Raw genomic sequence first — 25,321 nt, 5'->3', positions numbered from 1 at the left:
GAGCACGATGCGCGGGCTGAACCTGCACCAGCCAGGGCTGAAGAACGACCCCGACTGGTTCCGCAAGGCCGTCTTCTACGAGGTGCTCGTCCGGGCCTTCGACGACTCCACGGGTTCGGGGTCGGGAGACTTCACCGGGTTGATGAACCGGCTCGACTACCTGCAGTGGCTCGGGGTCGACTGCCTGTGGATCCCGCCCTTCTACGCCTCGCCGCTGCGCGACGGCGGCTACGACATCGCGGACTACACCGCCGTCCTGCCGGAGTTCGGCACCCTCCCGGACTTCCGCGAGCTCATCAGCCAGGCGCACGCGCGCGGCATCCGGATCATCACCGACCTGGTGATGAACCACACGAGCGACCAGCACCCGTGGTTCCAGGCCAGCCGGTCCGATCCCGAGGGCCCGTACGGCGACTTCTACGTCTGGTCCGACACGGATGAGAGGTATGCCGACGCGCGCATCATCTTCGTCGACACCGAGACCTCGAACTGGACGTTCGACCCGGTCCGGCGGCAGTTCTTCTGGCACCGCTTCTTCTCCCACCAGCCCGACCTCAACTTCGAGAACGAGGCCGTGCAGGAGGCGATGTTCGACGTCGTGCGGTTCTGGATGGACCTCGGCATCGACGGCTTCCGGCTGGACGCCGTGCCCTACCTCTTCGAGGAGGAGGGCACCAACTGCGAGAACCTCCCCCGCACCCACGAGTTCCTCGCGACGCTGCGCGCCATGGTGGATGAGGAGTATCCCGGCCGGGTGCTGCTCGCCGAGGCCAACCAGATGCCGGACGAGGTCGTCGACTACTACGGCACCCCCGAGGCGCCCGAGTGCCACATGTGCTTCCACTTCCCGGTGATGCCGCGCCTCTACTACGCCCTGCGCGAGGAGAAGGCCGAGCCGATCGTGCGCGTCATGGACGAGACCCCGGCGATCCCGGCGGACACCCAGTGGGGCACCTTCCTGCGCAACCACGACGAGCTCACCCTGGAGATGGTCTCCGGCGAGGAGCGCTCGGCGATGTACGGCTGGTACGCCCCCGACCCGCGGATGCGGGCCAACGTCGGCATCCGGCGCCGGCTCGCGCCGCTGCTCGACAACTCCCGCGAGGAGATCGAGCTCATCAACGCGCTGCTGCTCTCCCTCCCCGGCTCCCCGTGCCTCTACTACGGCGACGAGATCGGGATGGGCGACAACATCTGGCTCAACGACCGCGACGCGGTCCGCACGCCGATGCAGTGGACCCCGGACCGCAACGCCGGCTTCTCGACCGCCGACCCGGGCAAGCTCTACCTGCCGGTCATCAGCTCGCTGGTCTACCACCACAACGGCGTCAACGTCGAGGCGGAGATGGCCAGCGGCTCCTCGCTGCTGCACTGGACCCGCGGCATGCTGCAGGTCCGCGCCGCGCACGAGGTCTTCGGCATGGGTGACTACCTCCCGTGCGAATCGGACAACGACGCCGTGCTGGCCTTCGCGCGGGCGCTGCCGGAGACCGGCGAGGACGACGAGGAGCGCGAGGGGCACCCGGCGGTGCTCTGCGTCAACAACCTCTCCTCCCGCCCGCAGGCCACCACGATCACGGTGCCGGAGCGGCTGCGCAGCGCACACGTGCGTGACCTCTTCGGAGGGCTCAACTTCCCCGACGTCGCCGACGACGGCACGATCACCCTGACCCTGGGCTCGCGCGGATTCTTCTGGCTCGGGCTGCGACCACCAAAGGCCCCCGAGCGCGTGGAGCCCGAAGCCACCGCCACCGCGATCAGCCCCGAGGAGGCATCCTGATGGCCACCCTCACCCCGATGTTCGAGGACTTCCTGCCGGCCTGGGTGGCACGGCAGCGCTGGTACCGCGGCAAGCACGCGGCGGCGACGCCCCGGCTACGTCGCGTGACCGGCATCCGCTGGCAGGACCCCCTCGGAGAGGTGGGCCTGGAGGACCACATCCTCGTCGACGACTCCGGGCCGGAGCCGATCGTCTACCAGGTGCCGCTGTCCTACCGCGCCGAGCCGGTGCCCTTCCTGGAGCACGCGCTCGTCGCCACCGTCGAGCACAGCGAGCTCGGCACGCGCCACATCTACGACGCGACCCACGACCCGGTCTTCGCCGACGTGCTGCTGCGCGAGATGTATACCGAGCACGAGGTCCCGGCCGCCCGCGCCCGCCGGGTCGGTGCCGCGGGGCCGGCCCCCGCCCTGGCCTCCTCGCGGGTGCTCACCGGCGAGCAGTCCAACACCTCGATCATCGTCGAGACCCATCGGGGCGGACGGCCGGTCATCATCAAGGTGTTCCGGGTGCTCGCCCACGGCGAGAACCCCGACGTGACCGTCCCGACCGCGATCACCCGCACCGGGTCGCGCCAGGTGCCCGAGTCGCTCGGCTACGTCGAGGGTCGGTGGACGAGTGCCGACGGCAACGGGGAGCAGCACGGGCACCTCGCCTTCGCGCAGGAGTTCCTGCCGGACACCGAGGACGCCTGGCGTCGCGCCCTGGCCTCGGCCCGGGCCGACGACGACTTCACTGGCTCCGCCCGCACCCTGGGCGCCGCGACGGCGGCGGTCCACGCCGCGCTGCGGGGGGCCTTCGAGCAGCGTCCGGCCGCCGAGCGCCGGGCCGCCCTGGTCGGGCAGATGCGGCAGCGCGCCGAGCAGGCCTTCGCCGACGTGCCCGAGCTCGAGCGCCACCGCGACGCGGTGGCCGCCGCCTACGACCGCCTCGAGGGCGCGGACCTCCCCGACCTGCAGCGCATCCACGGCGACTACCACCTCGGCCAGGTGCTCGACGCCCCTGACCGCGGATGGGTGCTGCTGGACTTCGAGGGTGAGCCGCTGCGCCCCCTGGCCGAGCGCAGCGAGCCCGACCTCGCGCTGCGCGACGTGGCGGGCATGCTCCGCTCCTTCGACTATGCCGCCGCCTCGGTCCGCCTGGCCGGTGAGGGCGAACGGCAGGGCTGGGCGCGCGCCGCCCGCGAGGCCTTCCTCGACGGGTATGCCGAGGAGTCGGCTGAGGACGTACGCGCCGCCCGCGACCTGCTCGACGCGTTGGAGTTGGACAAAGCGCTCTACGAGGCCAGCTACGAGGCGCGCAACCGCCCCGAGTGGCTGCCGATCCCGGTCGGCGCGGTGGAGCGTCTGGTGGGCGCGCACGCCTTCGACCCCGAGCCGGTCACGGAGGGCCGCCACCGCTCGTTCGAGTCCACCGACGAGGCGCCCACCACCCCGGGCGACGGGCGCCACCGAGCTGGCGAAGCCCAGCGCGCCGCGCGCGTCGATCACGAGACCGAGCGCGCCGCGCCCGTCGACCACACCGACCCGACAGCCCCGCCCGCGACCGCCGCCGCTGAGGCGCTCGGCGCCGTCGCCACCGGCACCCCCACCAAGGAGACCACCATGCCTGTCGACGAGACGCCGCAGCCGCCCAGCGAGACTCCCGACGGTCCCCTCGCCGGCCCTGGTGAGCCGGACGACGACTACGGCTCGTCCCTCATCGAGGTCGAGCACGAGGACGGCCCGCTGGCGCACCCGCCGGCGTGGTCCTCGTCGTCCTCCCGGCCAGCGAGCGGTGGCCTGCCGCACGAGCCGATCGCTCCCCCCGAGGGCGCCTTCGACCGCCCGGCCTCGGGACGTCCCGCCAGCGGCGGCTACCCGCACGAGCCCATCCCGGCTCCGGAGGAGATGACCACCGGGCTGGTGCCCCCCGGTCGTCGTCGGGGTGAGGAGGTCGAGTCCGCACCCCGGCCGCACCAGCCGGCCAGCGGCTGGTCCGGCGAGTCCTTCGGCGACCCCGAGGTGCTGCGCTCCCGCGCCTGGGACGAGGCCGACGGCTCTCCCCAGGTGGTCTCCACCCCGGCCGGCCCCCGGCCTCCCCTGGAGGAGCCGAGCGAGCCCGCCGCACCGCATACCCGTCCGCTGGACCTGGACGAGGCCACCGACGTCGTCTACGGCCTGCACCGCAACCCGCACGGGTTGCTGGGCGCGCACGCCTTCGACGGTCACGTGACGGTCCGCACGCTGCAGCCCGAGGCTGACGACGTCGAGATGGTCCTGCCCGGGGGGCAGAGCCTGGCCATGACGCACGAGACGGGCGGGATCTGGGTCGCGGTCCTCCCCCGCGAGACCGTCCCCGCCTACCGCCTCCGGGTCACCACCCCGGAGGGCACCCACATCGTGGACGAGGCCTACCGGCACGGGCCGAGCCTCGGCGACACCGACCTGCACCTCATCGGCGAGGGACGCCACGAGGAGCTGTGGCGGGCACTGGGCGCGCATGTCATGACGGTGCGCGACGAGCTCGGCGACGTCACCGGCACCCGCTTCTCGGTGTGGGCCCCCAACGCGGTCGCCGTGCACGTCATCGGTGACTTCAACGGGTGGAACGGCGCGACCCACGCGCTGCGGGCCCACGACGAGGTCGGCGTCTGGGAGCTCTTCGTCCCCGGCGTCCGCGAGGGCGCTCACTACAAGTTCGACGTGACCGGCCCGGACGGCGTGCGCCGCGCCAAGGCCGACCCGATGGCGCGAGCCTCCGAGGTGCCGCCCTTCAACAACTCCGTGGTGACCCGCACCCAGCACCGGTGGCGCGACGAGGAGTGGATGGCCGCCCGCGCCGCAGGCGACATCCACCACGGCCCGATGAGCATCTACGAGGTGCACCTGGGCAGCTGGCGCCAGGGCCGCACCTACGAGCAGCTCGCCGACGAGCTGGTCTCGTACGTCGCCGAGATGGGCTTCACGCACGTGGAGTTCATGCCCGTGATGCAGCACCCCTACGGCGGGTCGTGGGGTTATCACGTCACTAGCTACTACGCCGCCGACAGCCGGTTCGGGCACGAGGACGGGCTGCGCTACCTCATCGACCGGCTGCACCGCGCGGGGGTCGGCGTCATCCTCGACTGGGTGCCCGGCCACTTCGCGACCGACCCGTGGGCGCTGGCCCGCTTCGACGGCACGCCGATCTATGAGCACCCGGATCCGCGCAAGGGCTGGCACCCGGAGTGGGGCTCCTACATCTTCGATTTCGGTCGTCGCGAGGTGCGCAACTTCCTCGTCGCCAACGCGTCCTACTGGATGGAGGAGTTCCACGCCGACGGCCTGCGCGTCGATGGCGTGGCCTCCATGCTCTACCTCGACTACTCGCGCGAGGACGGCCAGTGGATCCCCAACCAGCACGGCGGCCGGGAGAATCTCGAGGCCGTGGCGCTGCTGCAGGAGACCAACGCGACGGTCTACCGCCGCTCCCCCGGCGTCGTCATGATCGCCGAGGAGTCCACCTCCTGGCCCGGGGTCACCGCGCCGACGAGCGAGGGCGGGCTGGGCTTCGGCTTCAAGTGGAACATGGGCTGGATGCACGACACGCTCGGCTACCTCGCGCAGTCGCCCTACGCGCGGGCCCACCAGCACCACGCGCTCACCTTCTCGCTGGTGTACGCCTTCAGCGAGAAGTTCATCCTGCCGATCAGCCACGACGAGGTCGTGCACGGCAAGGGCTCGCTCGTCCGCAAGATGTCGGGCGATGCGTGGCAGAAGTTCGCGACCACCCGCGCCTTCCTCGCCTACCAGTGGAGCCACCCCGGCAAGCAGCTGCTGTTCATGGGGTCGGAGTTCGCCCAGGTGCGCGAGTGGGCCGACGGCGGCAGCCTCAACTGGGAGCTGACCGAGCGCCCCGAGCACGCGGGCGTCCAGACCCTGGTGCGCGACCTCAACCGCCTGTATGCGGAGCACCCGGCGCTGTGGCAGATCGACCACCACGACGACGGCTTCAGCTGGCTCGACGCCAACGACGCCGGACGCAACCAGTACTCCTATCTCCGCTGGGGCAACGAGTCGCCGGAGGGCCTGCGCCCGGTGGTCGCGGTCATCGTCAACTTCAGCGGCGTCCCGCACCACCAGGTCCACGTCGGCCTTCCCTACGGCGGCCGGTGGCGCGAGGTGCTCAACACCGACGCCGAGGTCTACGGCGGCTCCGGTCGGGGCAACATGGGGTATGTCGAGGCCTACGACCACCCACACCAGCACCAGCCCTTCTCGGCCCTTGTCACGGTGCCGCCGATGGGGGCGGTCTGGCTGGTGCCGGATCCGCTGAGCGGTGAAGAACTCGAGGAGCTCGCCGAGCGCGAAGCCGCCGAGCCCGAGTCCGCCGCCGCTGCTGATGCGACCGACGACGTCGAGGCGTCCGACGCGGCTGAGTCCACCGACGACGAGGCCACCGACGACGCCCACTCCGGCGACGAGACCCCCAGCCCGTTGGGCGACGGGTCGACCGAGGAGCTGGCCAAGGGCGAGCTGCCGGCCGACCACGCCTTCGTCACCGAGGGCGGTCAGCCGATCGACCACGAGGAGCGCACCACGGTGGCTGCGCTGGACGACTCCGAGGGTGTGCCCACCGCCACCACGGACGACTTCTCCAGCTTCGGCGTCACGCCGGAGCAGGACGCGGGCGTGGATACGGACGGGGAGCCGTCGGAGGGCGACGGACCGACACCGCAGGATCGCTGAGAGGGAGAGCCATGGCACGACACGCACGAGCAGGTCAGAAGGCGAGCGAAGAGGACCTCATCGACGTCGGGGCCCTGGTCGCGGCGTATACCGACATCGTCCCGGACCCCGAGGACATCGACCAGCAGGTGGCCTTCGGGACCTCGGGTCACCGGGGCAGCTCGCTGGACGCGGCCTTCAACGAGCACCACATCCTCGCCACCACGCAGGCCATCTGCGAGTACCGCGCCGCCCAGGGCACGACCGGGCCGCTGTTCCTCGGCAAGGACACCCACGCGCTGTCGGTGCCGGCCTGGCGCACCGCGCTCGAGGTGCTCGTCGCCAACGGCGTCGACGTGCGGAGCGAGCACGGCGAGGAGGAGTTCACCCCGACCCCGGCGGTGTCCCGCGCCATCATCGCGCACAACCGGGAGCAGGAGGGCGTCGAGGCAGAGGCCGACGGCATCGTCATCACGCCCTCGCACAACCCTCCGCGCGACGGTGGGTTCAAGTACAACCCGCCGCACGGCGGGCCGGCCGACACCGATGCCACGGGCTGGATCGCCGACCGGGCCAACGACCTCCTCCGGGGCGGCCTGGACGGGGTCCGCCGGGTGCCCTTCGAGGAGGCACTCGACGCTGCGACCCCCTACGACTTCATGGGCGCGTACGTCCGCGACCTGCCGCGCGTCATCGACCTGGACGCCATCCGGGAGGCCGGGGTGCGCATCGGCGCCGACCCGCTCGGCGGCGCGTCGGTGAAGTACTGGCAGGCGATCGCGGACGAGCACGGCCTCGACCTCACCGTCGTCAACCCTGACGTCGACCCGGCCTGGTCCTTCATGACCCTGGACTGGGACGGCAAGATCCGGATGGACTGCTCCTCCCCCGACGCGATGGCCTCGCTCATCGACATCATGGGTAGCGACAGCGACAGCGCGGGCGATGGTGCCGGCGAGCGCGCAGCATACGACGTCGCCACCGGCAACGACGCCGACGCCGACCGGCACGGCATCGTCACCCCCGACGGCGGCCTGCTCAACCCCAACCACTACCTCGCGGTCGCCATCGACTACCTCTACGGCGACGGCCGTCCGGAGTGGCCGGAGGGCACGGCGATCGGGAAGACGCTGGTCAGCTCCTCGATGATCGACCGTGTCGCGCGGGCCCGCGGACGCGAGCTCGTCGAGGTCCCGGTCGGTTTCAAGTGGTTCGTCCCCGGCCTCATGGACGGCTCGATCGCCTTCGGGGGCGAGGAGTCCGCTGGCGCCAGCTTCCTCTGCCGCGACGGCTCGGTGTGGTCCACCGACAAGGACGGCATCATCCTCGCGCTGCTCGCCGCAGAGATCATCGCGCGCACCGGCGCGAGCCCGTCGCAGCGGTATGCCGCGCTCGTCGAGGAGCTCTCGGCCGGCCAGCAGCCGGCCTACGCGCGGATCGACGCCCCGGCGGGGCGGGAGCAGAAGGCGCGGCTCAAGCAGCTGTCGGCCGACGACGTCACCGCGACCGAGCTCGCCGGGGAGTCCATCACCGCGGTCCTGACGGAGGCACCGGGCAACGGTGCTGCGATCGGCGGGCTCAAGGTGTGCACGGACAACGCCTGGTTCGCGGCCCGCCCTTCCGGCACCGAGGACGTCTACAAGATCTATGCCGAGAGCTTCCTCGGCCCGGACCATCTCGCCCGGGTGCAGGCCGAGGCCCAGCAGCTCGTGGACGCCGCCCTCGGCGGCTGAGACTCCCCGAGCCCCCTCAACCCTGACTGGCCGCGCGGTATGTCGTGACTGGCCGCGCGAGATGCGCCGACTGGCCGCGCAGTATGCGGTGTCACGCGGCATACCGCGCGTCCAGTCACGGCATATCGCGCGGCCGGTCACGACATTTCGCGCGGCCAGTCACGGCATACCGCGCGGCCAGTCCGAGGAGAGCGTGGGTCAGTAGAGGGCGCTCATGAGCGCCTGGCGGGCCTTGGTGACCCGCGGGTCCTGCGACCCGATGACCTCGAAGAGGCCCAGCAGGTGGGTGCGGGCGCGGTCGCGGTCGTCGCCGGCCGTCCGGCGCACGAGGTCGATGAGCCGCAGGAAGCCGTCCTCGACGTGACCGCCGACGAGGTCCACGTCCGCCGCGTCGATCTGGGCCTGCACGTCGGTGGGCCGGTCGGCGGCGGCCTGGCGGACCGCGGTGAGATCCATCCCGCTCGTGCGCTCCAGGAGCCGCACCTGGCCGAGGCCGAGCCGGGCCAGCTCGTCCGAGTCGTCCTGCGCGAGCGCCTGCTCGTAGGCCGCCACGGCAGCAGGCCAGTCACCCCGGTCGATCGCGTCGTAGGCCTCCTGGTGCAGCGGGGGCAGCTCGGCCTCCTCGTCGGCTGCCTCGTCGCCGTCCGCCGGCGCCTCGGAGGGCTGATCGTCGAGCTCGACACGGCCCGTCACGGCGTTGGCGACTGCGGCCTCGAGGAACTTCTCCAGCAGCTGGTCGACCTGCTCCATCGGCTGCACACCGAGGTAGAAGGGCATCGGCTGCCCCTGGAGCAGGCCCATGACGACCGGCAGGGAGGACACCTGGCCGAAGACCTGCTGGAGGACCGGGGTGAGGGCCTGCAGGATCCCGGGGCTGGCGGCGATGTCGACCCCGGCCACCTGGAAGCGTCCCTCCAGCGAGCGGGCCGCGTCGGCGAGCTCGCGCAGGTGCTGGAGCGACTCTGGCAGCTGCGGTGTCCACAGCACGAGCACCACCGGGGTGGTGAGGCTGGCATTGACGACGGACTCAAAGGTCTCGTCGGTCACCTCGATCAGGGCGCCGCTCCGCCCCGGCACCCCGCCGTTCGTCCCCGCATCGCCGGGGCCGCCTCCGGGCGCCGATGCGGCCGGTCGCCCCGCGGGCGAGGACCCGCTGCGCGAGGAGAGCCCGGAGAGGTCGACGGCGCCGCGCAGCGCGGCAGAGCTGAAGGGCTGCTGGGTCATGCTCCCAGGGTATGCCGTGTCTCGCCCTGGCGGCTCACTCGCCCCAGGCGTCGATCAGCTGCTCGTGGGCGGCCAGCATCTCCGGCTTGAAGTCGACGTCCTCGGCCGGGGCGCGCATCCCGATGAAGACCGACGTGCGCATCGTCGCCTCGGAGGTGAGCACGTCGACGTCCTCGAAGACCCGGAACGCGTCGGGCGGGGTGAGCTCGCTGCCGGAGTTGACGGTGAACTGGGTGTCGCGCAGCAGGGATCCCATGACGAAGCCGCTGCCGTCCTCGAAGAGCAGGGTCGTGACGTCGTCCGAGACCAACCAGTTCTTCTCCTGCAGCGTCGCCTGACCGGAGACCGCATCGGCCTGCTCCTCCGCGGCATCGCGCACCGACGGGGCGTAGCCGTGCGTGCGGTAGTCCGGAACCTCGTCCGGCTGAGGGTATGCCGTGTAGGCCGCGACCGACTTCAGCAGCTCGCGCGGCTCCATCGTCAGGTCGGCCTGCCCGGAGCGCACGACGGTGCTGCCGGTCGAGCGCGCGTCGAAGGCCGGGACGCTCGTGCCGGGCAGCATGCGCGCCTCCCAGGTGATCCGGAAGTCCTCGGCGTCGCCGCTCTCGCTCTCCATGAGGTGCAGCCATGGCACCTCGTCGTCGGGCACGGTCTGGACGAGCAGGTAGACCGGGGTCTCGTCGTCGTCGCGGCTGATGGCGAGCACGTTCGGCTCGACCGGGTTCTCCTCCAGATCGACCTCGGCCGGCTCTCCAACGACGTCTTCCAGCCGGTCGGCGGCCTGGTGCGCCTCGAGCACGGTGCCCGCCATCGAGGACTCTTGGGCCTGAGCGATCTCGTCGCCGTCGCCCTGGTCAGCCTCCACCCGGGCGGTGAGGACCGTGCCGGCCACCTCCTCGGCCTCCTCGAGCGGGAGGGCCGCAGACTCGGCCTCGGTCGTCATCGCGACCGTGGTCTGGCTGGCGTCGTCACCGCCGGAGGTCTGCGCGGCGTCGCGGGCAGCGGAGGTCTCCGCAGCGTCGGTGCCGTCATCGGTGCTGCTGGCGTTCGTGGCGCCGTCGTCGTCGGCCTCGTCGCCCGAGCAGGCGCCGAGTCCGACGACGAGGGCGGAACTCAGGGTGGCCGCGACGGTCATTCGGGAGAACTTCATAACGAAATGGTAAACATCCTCCGCGCCACCCACGAAATCAGCGTTCTTCCAGGTTCGGCCGCTCCGCCACCGGGACCCGGTCCAGGGTGCGCACGCCGTCGGCGTCGGCGGGCCCGCTGACCAGCCGTTCCAGTCCGAGGTAGAGGCCGTAGACGACCAAGAGCGCGGCCGTGACGTGGAGCAGCAGCGCGAGGGCGACGCCGACGATCACGCCCGCCGGCCAGAGCCGTCCCCAGGCGAGCGCCAGCACCGAGGGCACGATGACGGCGAAGGCGGCACCGAACGCCAGCTCGGTCGGCCACGGCCGCTCGCCCATCCAGGGCAGCAGGCTGACGACGTCGAGGAAGTCCAGCGTGGCCGCGGTCCCCAACACCGTCACCAGCCCGAGCAGTCCGACGAGCTCGGCCCGGCGCAGGAGCGAGCGACCGACCCACATCGTGCCCAGCGTCACGGCGGACCACATCAGCCACGCCCGCACCCGACCGGTGCCCAGCCCGATCATCGCCCGGCGGAAGATCCGGTCGGCCTCGGTCCGCGTCACCTCCGGGCCCGTGTAGCGGCCCGGCCGGACGAGCGCGTCGTGGAGCACCGCCGCGGGGAGGAACTCACCGCTGCGCGGCACCAGCCAGGTGAAGACGTGCGGCACCGAGGCGAAATCGGTCGCGAAGTCCTCCAGATCGCGGGGGACCACGAAGGGCTCGGGGTACTCCTCCGTGGCGTAACCCAGCCGGCGCAGCAGCGTGAAGTCGCGCCCGTCCACGCTCCGCAGCTCCAGCCGGAGCGGCCCGCCGTCGCGGGCATCGAAGAACTCGCCCATGTCGGCTCCTAGTCGGTGGCAAAGCGGTCCGTGGCCCGGACCAGGGCATCCAGCGTGCCGGGCTCGGAGAAGGCGTGCCCCGCGTCGGGGACGAGCACGAACTCCGCCTCCGGCAGCCTGGCGGCGAGGTCGAAGGCCGTGCGGGCGGGGGTGCACATGTCCAGGCGCCCCTGCACGATGACGGTCGGGATGCCGGAGAGGAGGGGCGCCTGGTCCAGCAGCGCCCCCTCCCGCATGAAGCCGCCGTGCACGAAGTAGTGGTTCTCGATCCGCGCGAAGGCGAGGGCCTGGCGTGGCTCGACCGCCTTCTGGAAACCCTCCTCGTCGGGTAGGACCGTGATCACCCTCGACTCCCAGCCGCTCCACGCCTGCCCGGCAGGGAGGTGGACCGTGGGCTCCGGGTCGAAGAGGAGCTCGTGGTAGGCGAGCTGCATCTCGTGGCGCCGATCGGCCGGGACCGGAGCCACGAAGTCCGCCCAGTGATCTGGGTAGACGTGCTCCAGGTGACCACGCTCATACATCCAGGAGAGCTCGGCGGGTCGCAGGGTGAAGATGCCGCGGAGCACCAGCTCCGTCACGCGGTCCGGGTGCGCCTGGGCATACGCCAGGGCCAGGCAGGAGCCCCACGACCCGCCGAAGACCTGCCACCGCTCGACGCCCAGGTGCTCCCGCACCCGCTCCAGGTCCTCGACGAGGTGGTGGGTGGTGTTGGTCGCCCAGACCGTCGGGTCCACCGTCGTCGATGCATGCGGGGTCGAGCGGCCGGCCATCCGCTGGTCGACCAGGATGATGCGGTAGCGCTCGGGGTCGAACACCCGGCGCTGTCGAGGGCTGGTCCCGCTCCCCGGGCCTCCGTGCAGGAAGACGACGGGCTTGCCGTCAGGGTTTCCGGACTGCTCGACGTAGATCTCGTGGCCGTCACCGACCGGCAACAGCTGGGTGTCGTGGGGCTCGATCTCGGGATAGAAGGTCCGTCGCTGCGTCACACCCTGGACCGTAGCCGGTCAGGCTGACACGCCGCACCAGGTCGGGCGGCCGGCGCTCACACCGTGCCGTCGGGATGGCCCACCATCGCCAGCAGCAACTCCAGGAGCTCGGCCCGGCTGGCGACACCGCTGCGCCGTCGCATTCGCGCGACGTGGTGCTCCACCGTCTTGGGCGAGAGATAGAGCACCTCGCCGATCTGCTTGTAGGTCCGGCCCGCCACGACCAGCTCGGCCACCTGCCACTCGCGATCGGTCAGCTGCAGGCTCGCGGCCGCGGCCGCCTCCGCCCCCCGGGGTGTCGCGTCCGCACCTCGCGCGGTCGTCCCCGGCGGTGCGGGGACGACCCGGGGCAGCACCTCCCGGGCGCACTCGTTGAGCCGGTCGCGGTCCCGGCGCACGGAGGCCGCGCCAGCTCCGTGCGAGGCGAGGCGCGCTCCCTCCCACGGCAGGCCCACCCGCCCGAGGGCGCGGGCGCTGCGCTCGACCTCGTCCGGGTCCACGTCGCGAGCCCGGACACGCACCCACGATCGTCCGGCGGAGGAGAGGACGACTGCGAGCGGCCAGTCCCGCGCCGCCCGCACGAGGGCCGCCGCATGCGGGGCCACCGCACCGGGGTCGTCCTGCTGCAGCGCCACCTGCACGGCATACCAGTGGAACGGCGAGGACCACAGCGCCGGTTCACCGAGCTCGACGAGCAGCTCGGATGCCCGGTCCCAGAGCGGGCGGATGACGTCGAAGTCGCGGAGGCGGGCCGCCGCCAGGCCCAGCTCTCCCAGCGGCAGCAGCTGCCACAGGCTCACGGGATGGCTCAGCACCACTTCGCGTGCCTCGTCCCACTCGGCCCGCAGCGCGGCGTAGTCGTCGCGGCGGCGAGCCAGACCGGCGCGGAGGGCGCAGAGCCAGAGGCGGTCCCGGGGCGCGACCTGCGTGAGCCCGTCGATCAGCACGTCCGCCTCGTCGAGGCGGCCTGCTGCCATCGCTGACCAGGCACCGAGCACGACGAGCCGGCTGCGCAGGACGGGTGGCATCGACACGTCCTGGGTCGCCGACCGCACGGTGGAGTCGACGAGCCGCAGATCACCGGCGTGCAGACCCCAGAGGGCCACGAAAGCGCTGGGGTGGTCGGTGACGACCCCGGAGGGGACCCAGGCGGCGGCCGCCTGCATCAGCTGCGGCAGCGCCGCGGCGGGCGGGCCCGTGATCGTGGTGGCCACCCCTCGGACGAGCATCGTCGCGGCGGACGTCGCCCCGTCCCCCTGCTCGTGAGCGGACGCGATGGCAGCCTCGGCACCCGCGCGGTCGCCGACGGCATACCTGCTCAGGGACACCCCCGGGTGGTCGACCGCGGCGCAGGGGTCCTGCTCGTACACCCGGCGGACCACCGTATCGGCCAGGTGGGGCAGGTCCATCGCCTGAGCCACCTCGAGGCCCACCGCCAGCAGGTCCTGCGGGGCCGCGCCACCGTCTGCCAGCACACGGTCGAGCTCCCGGGTGGCCGTGTCGAGATCGCCCTGGCGCAACGCGACCCGGCACAGCTCGATCCGCACCTCGCCCACGTGGACGCCGGCGTCGAGCACCGCGCGCAGCAGGTCCGCCGTCGCGGCCAGCGCCTCCGGCTCCTGGGATGAGGCGAGGCGCTCGCGGGTGCGTGTCAGCAGCGCCGCCACCACGCGGTGGTCGGTCACCCCTTGACGCACCAGATCAGGTGCCCAGGCGGCGAGGTCCTCGCCTGCCGCGACGATGTCGTCAACCAGGCGGATCCGGGCCCGCTCGATCCAGTGCGAGGGCGCATGCTCCAGCAGGCAGTCGCGGACGAGCGGGGGTAGTCCGCCGTCCGCGCCCAGGAGGCCTGAGGCCTCCACCGAGCGCAGCAGCTCATCCTGGCCCGCGAGGTCGTCGGCTGCCGCGCCGGGCAGGGGAGGCCGACCTGCCACGGGATAGCCGACCGCGAGCGCCAGGACCGTGTCCGCCACGCAGCGGTCGGCCGAGTCCAGCAGACCCACGACGAAGGCGCTCACCCGGTCGGACGAGGGAGACCCTGGCCCACCCGCGAGCGGATCGTCCTCGGCCCGGGGCCGCAGGTGTCGCAGCAGCCAGGGCAGCCCTCCGGTGCGCGCGGCCACCTGTGCGGCATCACGCTCCGCGAAGTGACGCAGCCGTAGGAAGTCCTGGATCTCGTGCTGCTTCCACGGTCGCAGCACGAAGACGCCCGCGCCCCGAGCCCGGACGAGCGCCTCCAGGGCCCCTTCGTCCGCGGTCCCCGGCAGAGCTGCCACGAGAAGCAGCTGGGAACCGCTGGCGGCCACTTGGCGCAGCGCCTCCTCGACGACATCGGTCTGCCGGGTATGCCGCGCGTCCAGCACCAGGACGTCGTCGCCGCCCAGGGTGGGCCACGGAGTGGGCTGCTCGCCGGTCATGACGTGGAGGGGGACGACCCGGGCCTGACGGCCGCGCGCGGCCAACTCCTCGGCGCAGGTGTGCATCGCCGAACCCAGGCCGAATCCCAAGGGACCGGTCAGGACGGCATGGCCGTGCCGCCGGTCGAGATGCTCGACGAGTCGATCGACGACGTCGACGCGCACGCGGGGGGGACGGTCCTCCTCGGACCGGCCCGGGGCGCGCGACCGTGGCGCTCCCTCGGTACGCGCCTCGACGTGCCTGCCATCCACCAGGTCGATCACGGCTCGATGCCGGGACCGGACGTCGAGCCGCCGCCGTCGCCACCGGTCGGCTCCGGGTCTGACGTGCCCGGATCCACGGGCGTGGTCGGGCCGGGCGTCGTCGGCTCCGGCTCGTCGGGGGTGGTGGGCTCTGGCTCTGGCTCTGGCTCGGGCTCGGGCTCGGGCTCGGGCTCCGGATCCGGTTCCGGTTCTGGTTCGGGCTCCGTCGGAGCGGGGGTCGTGGGCTCCGGCTGCGGCGTCGTCGCTCCCGTGGCCGGCGACGAGGTGCCCGGCTCGGTCGGGTCCGGCTCGGAGCCACCAGCCGGGGTGGTCGCCTGGCCGCCACCGGCAGGGCTGGTCGGGGACGACCCCGACGAGCCGGCCGGGGACGACCCCGACGAACCGCCCGGTGCCGAGGGCTGACCTGCGCGCTCGGCGGGCGTTCCTGACCCTGTCGAGCGGTTCGAGGAGGACGTGCCCTCACGGGCACCACCTGCGTCGGCGCCGCCCTCACGGGCACCACCTGCGTCGGCGCCGCCTTCACGGGCACCACCTGCGTCGGCGCCGCCCTCACGGGACTCCTCGGCCGACGACCCGGAGCGCCCGCCCGCGACCTCGTCCGCCTCACGGGGCACCCGGAGCGCCGCCTGCACGTCGTCCTCCCCGACCGCCTCCTCGAGCTGCTCGGCCGTCGGGGGCGTGACCCCCGGAGCCCAGGGGCCGGGCAGCACGACGGGCTCCTCGCCGTCCGGGCCGATGGTCACGGTCTCGGTGGCCACCGAGAGCGCAGCGCTGGTGGGGCCGTCGGACAGGAGAGACAGCGCCACCCCCGTCCCACCCGCGAGCACGAGCGCCAGGGCCGCACCGACCAGCACACGCCGGGTGCCCCGACTTCTGGCACCCGATGTCTCGTCGGGCGCATCGGGGAGCCAAGAGGGCCACCCGTCACCCACGTCCGAGGTCTCCGGGTCAGCCACCCCGCCGGCCTCCGCCCGGTCCGCGACCCCTGCGGAACCCGTCGCGAGGCCGAGATCGGTGGTGTCGTCCTGCGTGTCGCCGAGCACGGCGGCGAGCACGGTGAGACCTCCGGCGAGGGCGAAGCACCCCGGCTCCGGCGGTCGGTCGACCGGGCACGACCACCGAGCAGAGGCGAGCTGAGCTAGCCGGGGGGTGCTGGCGCAGCCTCCGACGAGCACGACCCGGGTGAGGGTGCCACCACCGGAGTCGACCGCCCGTTGACCGACGTCCAGGATCCGATGCAGGTCGTCGTCCAGCAACGCCTCGAGCTCCGGGCGCACGAGTCGCAGGTCGCTCGACGCGTCGGACACGTGGACGGGGATCGCCGTCTCGGTCTCCGACGAAAGGTCCACCCGCCCGCTGCGGCACGCGGCACGCAGCTGCGTCAGCTGGCCGCGCGCTCCGGTCGAGCCGGCGTCGGGACGCAGCGCGGGGGGCACCTGATCCAGGACGTGGCGCACCACGCGGTCATCGAGCCGGTCGCCGCCGAGACCAGGCTCGAGCACGGTGCGCGGCGAGGTCTCGGGGGTGGGGCCGTGGAGCAGCAGCTGCGCGCGCACCGACCCCGCCCCGACGTCCAGCACGAGGGTCGTCCCGCCCTCGGCGCCGGCGTCCGGGTCGAGGGCCGCGCGCAGCGCCTCCGTGCGCGTCACGGCGTGGACCGGCGCACCTGCGAGCTCCTCAAACAGCGCCCGCTCGACCGCCTCCTCGGCTCGCCGTCGGCGCCCGCTCGACCAGTCGTCCGGGGCGAGCACCCCGAGCGCGTCGATCGGAGCGCCGAGCTCACCCCGGACCTCGAGCAGCACCTCGGACAGCGCTGCGCGAAGCACGTCCGCGCCGTCGACCGCCCGCCCCCGGACGTGGAACGGGACGCCCACGCCGACGCGCTCGGGCCACCCGATCAGCGCATGCTCGGGTTCCTCGACCGTCGCGCGCTCTGCCTCGACCGAACGCCGGATCGCACCCTCCGGATCGACCCACAGCGCCGCGGGGTGCACGCGGCGCACCAGCACCTGGCTGGCGGCATCCACGGCGCACACGCTGATGTGGGCCGTCCCCAGGTCAACAATGACGTAGCTCCCCATCGATTACCCCTTCGTTGCGAGCCTCGCGCTCAGGCTAGCACCGTCGTCCGGGCAGCAACAGGGCGAAGAGCACGATGCCAGCGGCGCCACGGCGGCTGCTCAGGCATCCCCTCCGCCCCCTAGCGAAGCCGTCGGCGATCCCCCTCACCCTGATTCACGCCAGGGGGATCGTCCCCGACGCCGGGGGTGTGGCACCGGGCCTAGTGTCGGCAGCGGTGATCAACGCCGATCATTCACGCAAACAACAAGGGGAAGGCATTTCCATGCTGACAGACGCAACTTCGCTGCTCGACTTCATCCTCAACCTGCTGCGCGACGAGGAGGCCGCTGCGGCCTTCGAGGCCGACCCGGAGGCCGCTCTGGCCGAGGCTGGCCTGGCCGACGTGACGGTCGAGGAGCTCGACGCCATCATGCCGCTGCTGCTGGACTTCTCGTCCGTCAGCTTCACCGGTGGCGACCTGTCCCGCGAATACAGCACCGGGGGCAACTGGGTGTCGTACGGCGACAACAACAACGCGACCATGGTCGGTGGCGCCAGCCTGGACGACGGCGACACCGCCTACGCCGAGGCCGGCTCCTCCGCGGGCGCCGAGGCCGAGGGCGGCAACGGTGGCGGCGGCCACGGTGGCGGCCACGGCGGTCATGGAGGCGGCCACGGCGGTCATGGTGGCGGCCACGGCGGTCATGGTGGCGGCCACGGCGGCAAGGGTGGCCACGGTGGCGGCAAGGACCACGGCGGTCACGGCGGTGGTGGTGGCGGCAACGCTGCCGCGACGGCCGAGGCCTCGAGCAAGGCCAACGTGGACGTGCACGACGAGTCCTCCAACGTGGTGAAGCAGATCACCGAGATCGTCAACAACTACAGCTACACGACCAACATCGACGACCGCGACACCGTGGTCGACTCCTCGACGAACCAGAACATCTGGGCCGAGGGTGACGTGACGCAGTGGTTCGACAACGACTCCGTGGTGGCCTCCGGCGACGGCGCCTACGCGGCCGGCGACGACATGATGGTCGACAACTCCACGGACAACTCGACCACCACCACGGTCGTCGACTCCTACAACCAGGACAACGACACCGACAACTCGATCAGCGGATCGTTCAACGACAACTCGGACAACTCCGACAACAGTGACAACTCGGACAACTCCGACAACTCGATCAACGGGTCGTTCAACGACAACTCGGACAACAGCGACAACTCCGACAACTCCGACAACAGCGACAACTCGGACAACTCGGACAACTCGGTCGACAACTCGGTGAACGACTCCCTCAACGGGTCGTTCAACGACAACTCCGACAACTCCGACAACAGCGACAACTCGGACAACTCGGACAACTCGGACAACTCGGACAACTCGGACAACTCGGTCAACACCGACATCGACGTCGACTTCGAGGACTCGTTCAATGACAACTCGGACAACTCCGACAACAGCGACAACAGCGACAACTCGGACAACTCCGACAACAGCGACAACAGCTCGGTCGACAACTCGGTCAACGACTCGCTGAACGACAACTCGGTCGACAACTCCCTCGACGTGGAGATCGAGGACTCGTTCACCAACGACGAGTCCATCGACGTGGAGATCGAGGACTCCTTCACCAACGACGAGTCCATCGACGTGGGGATCGAGGACTCCTTCACCAACGACGAGTCCATCGACGTCGAGGTGGACGACTCCTTCAACCCGGTCGAGGAGAGCGGCCCGGGCAACCTCACGGTCGAGGACCCGGCCGGCGCCTGATCCGGACCGCTCCACCCGGCGACGGGTGGTCGCACGAAGCAGGAGGCGGCTCCGACGTTCACTGGACGTCGGGGCCGCTTCCCCGTGTCCGCCCCCTGTGCCAGACTCGTGCCGGGTCTGCGCCTAGGGCGGCGCGGGGTCGACCGAGGGAGGTAGGGCGTGGACCAGAAAGACCCCAGCGACCTGATCGCGCGGTGCGCGGAGCTGTGCCGCCGGCGCGGGCGCAGCGACCTCGTGTCGCGGCTCGACGCCACGGCCGAGCGGTGGCGTGCCACCGACGTGCGCGTGCTGGTCGTGGGCGAGTTCAAGCAGGGCAAGAGCATGCTCGTCAACGCGCTCGTCGGAGCCCCGGTGTGCCCGGTGCATGACGACATCGCCACCAGCGTCCCCCTCACGGTCCGTTATGCCGACGCTCCGGAGGCGTCGCTCCAGTGGGTCGAGGCTGGGTCCATCACGGAGGACGAGCCACGGCGCGAGGAGATCGACGTCGCCAGCCTCGCCTCCCACGTGTCCGTGCCGGGCGCCGACCGGGTCATCCAGGACGACGCCGGCCGACGGCTCGTCGGCGGGGTCGTCGGCCTGCCGCGCCAGCTGCTGCGGGACGGTCTCACCCTCATCGACACCCCTGGCGTCGGCGGGGCGAACTCCGCCCACGCCGCGGCCACCCGCAGCGTCATGCCCTCGGCCCACGCCATCCTCGTGGTGACCGATGCCTCGCAGGAGCTGACCAGCCCCGAGGTCGAGCTGATCCGGCACGCTCTCGCGACCTGTCCGCACGTCGCGCTGGTGCTGACCAAGACCGATCTGCACGGTCAGTGGCGGCGGGTCAAGGACCTCAACGCCCAGCGGCTGCAGGACGCCGGGCTGGCACTCCCCCAGCTCGCCGTCTCATCGCAGCTGCGCCAGATCGCGGCGCGGACCAAGGACCAGGAGCTCAACGCCGAGTCCGGCTTCTCCAGCCTCACCACCTTCCTGCGCACCTCCGTGGTGTCCCGACGCGAGCTCCTGGCGCAGCGGTCGGTGCGGCACGACGTCACGGGGGCCCTGGACACCTTGAGCGCGAGCCTCGACTCCGAACATCGCGTGCTGACCAGCCCCGACGTCCTGCCCTCGGTCATGGCAGAGCTGTCCGAGGCCCGCTCGCGGGCGGAGCTGCTCAAGAAGCGCAGCGCCAAGTGGCAGCAGACCCTCGGCGACGGGGTCCAGGACCTTAACGCCGACGTCGACCACGACCTGCGCGATCGCATCCGGGTCGTCCAGACAGAGGCCGAGCGCGTCATCTCCGAGGGCGATCCCGGCCACGCCTGGCCGGACTTCGTCGCGTGGCTGGAGGAGGCGACCGCCCAGGCACTGGCTGAGACGTTCACCTGGGCGGAGGAGAACGCGCAGTGGCTCATCCGGCAGGTCGCCGAGCACTTCGAGCAGGCCAGCGCCGAGGCGATGCCGGACCTCCGGCTCTCGGACACCAGCACGTTGGGTGACCGCTTCCGTCCGATCGGCAACCTCGACCTCAACGAGGCGACGCTGGGCGGCAAGGTGATCGTCGGCATGAAGGGGTCCTACGGCGGGGTCCTCATGTTCGGCATCCTCACGAGCCTGGCCGGGCTGACCCTCGTCAATCCCATCTCGATCGGCGCCGGCATCCTGCTCGGCGGGCGCGCCTTCCGGGAGGACGCGCAGAGCCGGCTGGCACGCCGGCAGGCCGAGGCCAGGACGCTGGTGCGCAAGCAGCTGGACGAGGTCGTCTTCCAGAGCTCGAAGGTGCTCCGGGACCGGATGCGGCATACCCAGCGATCGGTGCGCGACCACTTCGCGCAGGTGGCGGACGAGCTCTCACGCGGCATCAGCGAGTCCGTGGCGAACGCGCAGAGCGCCGCGAAGGCCGACGAGCGTGAGAAGGCCGCGCGACTGTCGGCGATCAGCTCGGACCGCACGTTGGTGGCTGCCCTGCGGCAGGAGGCGACCGCCCTGGGCGGGCCACTGCGACCCCAGCCCTCCGCACGAGCGACCGCCTCATGAACGACGACGGCATGCCGACCACCGACGAGCCGGCCTCGCTGCGGGCCGTCCTCGACGAGGCGGTGCGGGTCTACGCCGACCACCCGCAGGCGCTGGCCGCCGTGGAGCGGGTGCGGACCCGGGTGGACGAGCCGTTGCGGGTCGCCCTCGCCGGACGCATCAAGGCCGGCAAGTCCACCTTGCTCAACGCCATCGTCGGCGAGCAGCTCGCCCCGACGGACACCGGCGAGTGCACCCGCGTGGTCACGTGGTATCAGCACGGCGAGGTGCCGGACGTGCGAGTCGTGGGCCGCGACGGTGAAGTCGAGCGGCGGCCGGTGCGACGCGTCGACGGCCGACTGCAGCTGGACACCGGTGCTCGCGACGCCGCCGACGTGCTCCGCCTCGAGGTGACCTGGCCGAGCCCCGCGCTGGAGCGGATGACGGTCATCGACACCCCGGGCCTGGCCTCGCTGTCGACCGAGGTCAGCGACCGGACGACGGAGGCGCTGACCCCGGGCACGCGCGGCTCCGACGTCGACGCCGTGATCTATCTCATGCGCCATCTGCACACCTCGGACGCGGAGCTGCTCGAGGCCTTTCGCGAGGCCACGGTCGGAGACGCCAGCGCGGTGGGAACGCTGGCCGTGCTCTCCCGTGCCGACGAGATCGGGGGCGGGCGCATCGACGCGATGGTCTCCTCCGCCGACGTGGCGGCGCGCTACGCGCACGACCCTCGGGTGCGCGCGATGGCCCTCGACGTCTTCCCCGTCGCGGGACTGCTCGCCGAGGGAGCCCGCACCCTCCGGCAGGTCGACTACGACGCCCTCCGGGAGATCGCCCACCTGCCGCCGCAGGACCGGGAGAGCCTGCTCGTCTCAGCCGACCGTTTCGCCAGCTCCACGGCATACCCTCTCGAGGTCGCCACGCCGCAACGTCGCGCCGAGCTGCTCGCACGCATCGGGCCGTTCGGCATCCGGCTCGCCACCGCTCTGCTGCGCGGTCCGGTGCCCGACGCGACCGCGCTCTCGAAGGAGCTCACCCGCCGCAGCGGGCTCGGACCCCTGACGACGGCACTCACCACCCAGCTCGCCCAGCGGGCCGACGTGCTCAAGGCACGCTCGGCGCTGGCGGCGCTCGAGCAGGTGCTCCTGGACCACCCCGTCGACGGGGCGGACGAGGTGGCGAGACGGGCCGACGATCTCCACGCGGGCGACCACGCCGTGGTCGAGCTGGAATGGCTCGCGCGCCTCCGGTTGGGAGCGGCCTCCGGTCTGGAGGAGCAGGAGCGGGCCGCAGCGGCCCGCCTGCTCGGGGCCGAGGGCACCGGTCCTGGCGAGCGGTTGGGCACACCGCCCGGCGCCGGGGTCGAGGAGAAGCGGCAGGCCGCTCTCGAGGCGTTGGGGAAGTGGCGGACGGTCGCCTCGGACCCCCTCAGCGATCGGGAGGCGGTGGCGGTGGCCCAGGTGGCGCTGCGGTCGGTCGACGGGGTGCTGACTCACCTCGGTGCTCCCTGACCCACCGCCAGGTCCCCGGCGCGAGCCCGAGGAGCCCCGCCACGAGGGTGGCCAGCGCCGCGACACCGAGCGACGCACGGGCGGCGAGCCCCAGGCCGCCGGAACCGGTGAGCGGGAAGGCGGTGAACGCCAGCACTCCCAGGATCACCACGAGCAGCAACACACCCAGGAATCGAGGACGCAGGACCGGGCGCTTCATCCCGCGTGCCACGAAGAGCACGAGGATCGCGAGCGCGCCCCAGACCGCCAGGCTGCCGAAGAAGAGCATGTTCGTCGCCCGGTCGATGTCCTCGGTCCGGAGGTCGGGGGCGCGCTCCTCGAGCATCTGGCGCACCACGGTCTTGCGGTTCATGACGTCGAGGAAGACCAGCCCCACGGCCAGGCCCAGGCTGAGCGCGACCACCCGCCACGCGGTGGCCGACCAGATGAGCGGATCCGGCGGATCCGGCGGGCGAAGCTTCGGCGCCACCCGCGCCGGGAGCACGGGTGGCCGGGTGGGGCGACCCGCCTCGTAGCGCGCCGACGGCGCGAAGCCCCCAGGCTCCGCGGGCTGCTCCCCGCGACTGCCCTCCCCCGGCTCGCGGCGCTCCGCTTCCTGAGGATCCCCGTCCTCGAGGTCCCTGTCCCGGTCACCCGTTGCGGCGGCGTCGGCGTCGGGCCCGTTCGCCCTCTCCGTCGCCGGCTCACCCTCGTCCGATGGGCCTCGGCCATCCCCTGTGGTCGTCATCGTCCCCTCGCGTCGTCGTCACCACGTGCCTGTCGCACCATACGCACCTCCACCATGCCGTCGGCGCGGTCATGGTTGACCACGCCGTCCAGTACGAACCCCTCCCGCTCGTAGAAGCGGATCGCGCGCCCGTTGCCCTGCGCCACCCAGAGGTAGGCTTCGCCGTCCCCGAGGGCCCGGCCCAGGAGGCGCCGGGCCACACCGCTGCCCTGGTGCTCGGGCGCGACGTTGAGCGACCAGAGCTGGTGCGCGGTCGGCGCGTCGTCGTCCCGCGCCGGTCCGTGCATGCAGAAAGCGACCGGGGTGTCGCCCGCGACCGCCACGAGGAAGCCGCGGCCGTCCGTCGGTACGGCGTCGCGGGCGTAGACATCGGTGATCGACTCCCAGACCGGGCGGAAGTCCTCCGCGCAGAGGTCGTCGACGAGGGCGTCCGCCATCAGGCCGCGATAGGTCTCCTGCCAGACGCGGGCATGGAGGGCGGTGAACCCGTCGACGTCGCCGGGCCGAGGCTCACGCAGCTCGACGATGGGCTGGTCTGACGCGCTCATGGAGCTCCTGTCGGGGTCGGCGCGGCCGGTGGTGTCGGGACGGGAACCGGGGGCAGCGGGGGCTCGGGCACCGTCGGGAGCGGTGGCCCGGTGGGGAGCGGATCGGTGGGGAGCGGCTCGGTCGGAGGCGGCTCCGTGGGAAGCGGTTCCGTCGGAAGCGGCTCGGTCGGAAGCGGCTCGGTCGGGGGCGGCTCGGTGGGGAGCGGCTCGGTCGGCACCGGATCGCTCGTCTCCGGCGGCTGCGGGGTCGGAGAAGCCGGCTCCGAGGGCGAGGGCGGCGGCGCCGGCTCGACCGGCGGCAGCGGCACGACCGGCACGGTGGGTTCGGCCGTGGGCATGGGCACCGCCGGCTCCTGCGGTGCGACCTCGTCGGCGTCGACGTCGGGTATGGGCTCCGGGTCCTCCTCCGACTCCTCCGCCGATTCGGTCGTCGGCGGCCGGGTCGTGCTCGCGGCGTCGTCGCCCGCCGAGGACGGCGACGGGGGCTCGCTCACCGCCGCGGTGGAGGGCGACGCGCTGCTCACCGCAGGCAGGGCCCCCTCTGGGACCTGCGGGTCGGGCCAGGCCAGAACGGCCAGGCTGCCCCCCACCACGAGCAGCGCGGCCGCGGCCACGGCCAGGGGCCAGCGGGACCGCTGCGCAGCCACGGCGCCTGCCGGAGCGGCAGCGGAGGTGCCCCACCACTCGTCGAGCCCCAGGAGACGCAGTGCGCCGCGTGCGGCCGCGTGGGCGGGGTCGTCCACCTTCTGCACCGGCAGCCCCAGGTCACGCTCGGCCACTCGCGCCACCAGGCCGAGGCTCGCCGCTCCGCCCACCACGAGCACACGCTCGACGCGCGCACCGCGCTGCGCGGCCTCGTCGAGGATCGGCAGCGCGGTGGCCACCATGGCCCGCACCTCGCCCCCGAGCAGCTGGGCGAGCTCGGCGTCGGAGGTATGCGGCTCGGTCCGGTCGTCCTCGACCACACCCGAGCTCTCGCGGCGGATCCGCTCTAGCCGCTCGCCTCCCATCCCCGGTGCGCGCCGGACGAGCTCGGGCCCGTCGGGGTCGAGCAGCAACGCGGTCGTCGCGGTGGCCCCGACGTCGAGGACGAGCACCGGCGCCCCTTCCGGCACCTCGGGGAGCCCGAGCAGGGCCTCCGCGGCGGACAACGGGACCACCTCGAGCTCCGCCTCGGGGAAGACCGCGCGACCTGCCCGTTCCAGGGCCCGCTGCACCGCGGCGAGCTGGGGAGGGGACCACCCGTGTTCTTCCACCAGCGCCAGACGGACCTGGCGGACGTCGTCCGGTTCCTGGCCGAGCTCCTGGGCGGTGCGCCGCAGCACGTCGTCCACGAGCGCGACGAGGACGTCCGCGGCCCGTGGCCCGGACGTGTCCTCGCCGCCGAGCGGGCGGAGGGAGAAGATCCGGTCGAGCCACCCCTCGACGAGGCCCTCGGGTGCCTGCACCGCGGCCTCCGACGCGGCATGGCCGACGGCGACCTCACCGCCGGGGCCCAGCCAGGCGAGGGTCGGCGTCCAGGTCGTGACCGGAGGCGACCCCGGGCCGTTGCCGACCCGCGGCGCGACCGACGCCGCCGCCTTGACGGCATACCGTCCGGGATCGACGGCGACCAAGACCTCCATCGTCAC

General features: G+C 72.4%; 15 protein-coding genes. 6 read left to right on the top strand and 9 right to left on the bottom strand.

Annotated elements, in window-relative coordinates:
- The first annotated feature begins 7 nt into the window (after window positions 1-7).
- Genes treS through pgm form a run of 3 tightly spaced genes read left to right on the top strand, consistent with a single transcriptional unit; the run spans window position 8 to window position 8,201 of the window.
- The gene (gene treS / locus AC5PYY_RS08210) at window positions 8-1,780 is read left to right on the top strand and encodes a maltose alpha-D-glucosyltransferase (RefSeq protein WP_493899277.1); all 1,773 of its coding nucleotides are present in this window, start codon (window positions 8-10) and stop codon (window positions 1,778-1,780) included.
- Window positions 1,780-6,489, top strand: coding sequence for a 1,4-alpha-glucan branching protein GlgB (glgB, locus tag AC5PYY_RS08205; protein WP_493899276.1), 4,710 nt, complete (start codon window positions 1,780-1,782; stop codon window positions 6,487-6,489). Before treS ends, glgB begins: the two co-directional genes overlap by 1 nt.
- An 11-nt stretch (window positions 6,490-6,500) precedes the next feature.
- Entirely contained in the window at window positions 6,501-8,201 is a 1,701-nt protein-coding gene (pgm, locus tag AC5PYY_RS08200; protein ID WP_493899275.1) for a phosphoglucomutase (alpha-D-glucose-1,6-bisphosphate-dependent), read from the top strand.
- 198 nt (window positions 8,202-8,399) lie between these two features.
- Here pgm and AC5PYY_RS08195 read toward each other — a convergent pair whose 3' ends face one another.
- The 6 genes from AC5PYY_RS08195 to AC5PYY_RS08170 all read right to left on the bottom strand — a co-directional run bounded on the left by AC5PYY_RS08195 (window position 8,400) and on the right by AC5PYY_RS08170 (window position 17,140).
- Window positions 8,400-9,425 (bottom strand): tetratricopeptide repeat protein, encoded by a 1,026-nt coding sequence (locus AC5PYY_RS08195; protein ID WP_493899274.1) that lies wholly within the window; start codon window positions 9,423-9,425, stop codon window positions 8,400-8,402.
- A gap of 34 nt (window positions 9,426-9,459) precedes the next feature.
- Window positions 9,460-10,575, bottom strand: coding sequence for a hypothetical protein (locus AC5PYY_RS08190; protein WP_493899273.1), 1,116 nt, complete (start codon window positions 10,573-10,575; stop codon window positions 9,460-9,462).
- A 37-nt stretch (window positions 10,576-10,612) separates the two neighbouring features.
- Window positions 10,613-11,392: a DUF1353 domain-containing protein gene (locus AC5PYY_RS08185; protein ID WP_493899272.1), complete on the bottom strand. Its 780-nt coding sequence runs from the start codon at window positions 11,390-11,392 to the stop codon at window positions 10,613-10,615.
- An 8-nt stretch (window positions 11,393-11,400) separates the two neighbouring features.
- Entirely contained in the window at window positions 11,401-12,378 is a 978-nt protein-coding gene (gene pip, locus AC5PYY_RS08180; RefSeq protein ID WP_493899271.1) for a prolyl aminopeptidase, read from the bottom strand.
- Window positions 12,379-12,434: 56 nt separating this feature from the next.
- Entirely contained in the window at window positions 12,435-14,960 is a 2,526-nt protein-coding gene (locus tag AC5PYY_RS08175; RefSeq protein ID WP_493899270.1) for a helix-turn-helix transcriptional regulator, read from the bottom strand.
- Between the two features lie 95 nt (window positions 14,961-15,055).
- Window positions 15,056-17,140, bottom strand: a complete 2,085-nt coding sequence (locus AC5PYY_RS08170) for an Hsp70 family protein (RefSeq protein ID WP_493899269.1) — start codon at window positions 17,138-17,140, stop codon at window positions 15,056-15,058.
- 263 nt (window positions 17,141-17,403) lie between these two features.
- Here AC5PYY_RS08170 and AC5PYY_RS08165 point away from each other — a divergent pair, with 263 nt between their 5' ends.
- The 3 genes from AC5PYY_RS08165 to AC5PYY_RS08155 all read left to right on the top strand — a co-directional run bounded on the left by AC5PYY_RS08165 (window position 17,404) and on the right by AC5PYY_RS08155 (window position 22,415).
- Window positions 17,404-18,900: an IniB N-terminal domain-containing protein gene (locus AC5PYY_RS08165; protein ID WP_493899268.1), complete on the top strand. Its 1,497-nt coding sequence runs from the start codon at window positions 17,404-17,406 to the stop codon at window positions 18,898-18,900.
- A gap of 159 nt (window positions 18,901-19,059) precedes the next feature.
- Window positions 19,060-20,919, top strand: a complete 1,860-nt coding sequence (locus AC5PYY_RS08160) for a dynamin family protein (protein ID WP_493899267.1) — start codon at window positions 19,060-19,062, stop codon at window positions 20,917-20,919.
- An 11-nt stretch (window positions 20,920-20,930) separates the two neighbouring features.
- Entirely contained in the window at window positions 20,931-22,415 is a 1,485-nt protein-coding gene (locus tag AC5PYY_RS08155; protein WP_493899266.1) for a dynamin family protein, read from the top strand.
- Here AC5PYY_RS08155 and AC5PYY_RS08150 read toward each other — a convergent pair.
- The 3 genes from AC5PYY_RS08150 to AC5PYY_RS08140 are packed head-to-tail and all read right to left on the bottom strand — an operon-like array spanning window position 22,333 to window position 25,321.
- Window positions 22,333-23,142 (bottom strand): hypothetical protein, encoded by an 810-nt coding sequence (locus tag AC5PYY_RS08150; protein ID WP_493899265.1) that lies wholly within the window; start codon window positions 23,140-23,142, stop codon window positions 22,333-22,335. The genes AC5PYY_RS08155 and AC5PYY_RS08150 overlap by 83 nt on opposite strands.
- Window positions 23,139-23,690 (bottom strand): GNAT family N-acetyltransferase, encoded by a 552-nt coding sequence (locus AC5PYY_RS08145; RefSeq protein WP_493899264.1) that lies wholly within the window; start codon window positions 23,688-23,690, stop codon window positions 23,139-23,141. The genes AC5PYY_RS08150 and AC5PYY_RS08145 overlap by 4 nt, the downstream gene beginning before the upstream one ends.
- Window positions 23,687-25,321, bottom strand: coding sequence for a hypothetical protein (locus AC5PYY_RS08140; protein ID WP_493899263.1), 1,635 nt, complete (start codon window positions 25,319-25,321; stop codon window positions 23,687-23,689). Before AC5PYY_RS08140 ends, AC5PYY_RS08145 begins: the two co-directional genes overlap by 4 nt.

The organism is Serinicoccus sp. JS2-9, from assembly GCF_059025165.1.
This window is presented reverse-complemented; position numbering and strand designations above follow the sequence as displayed.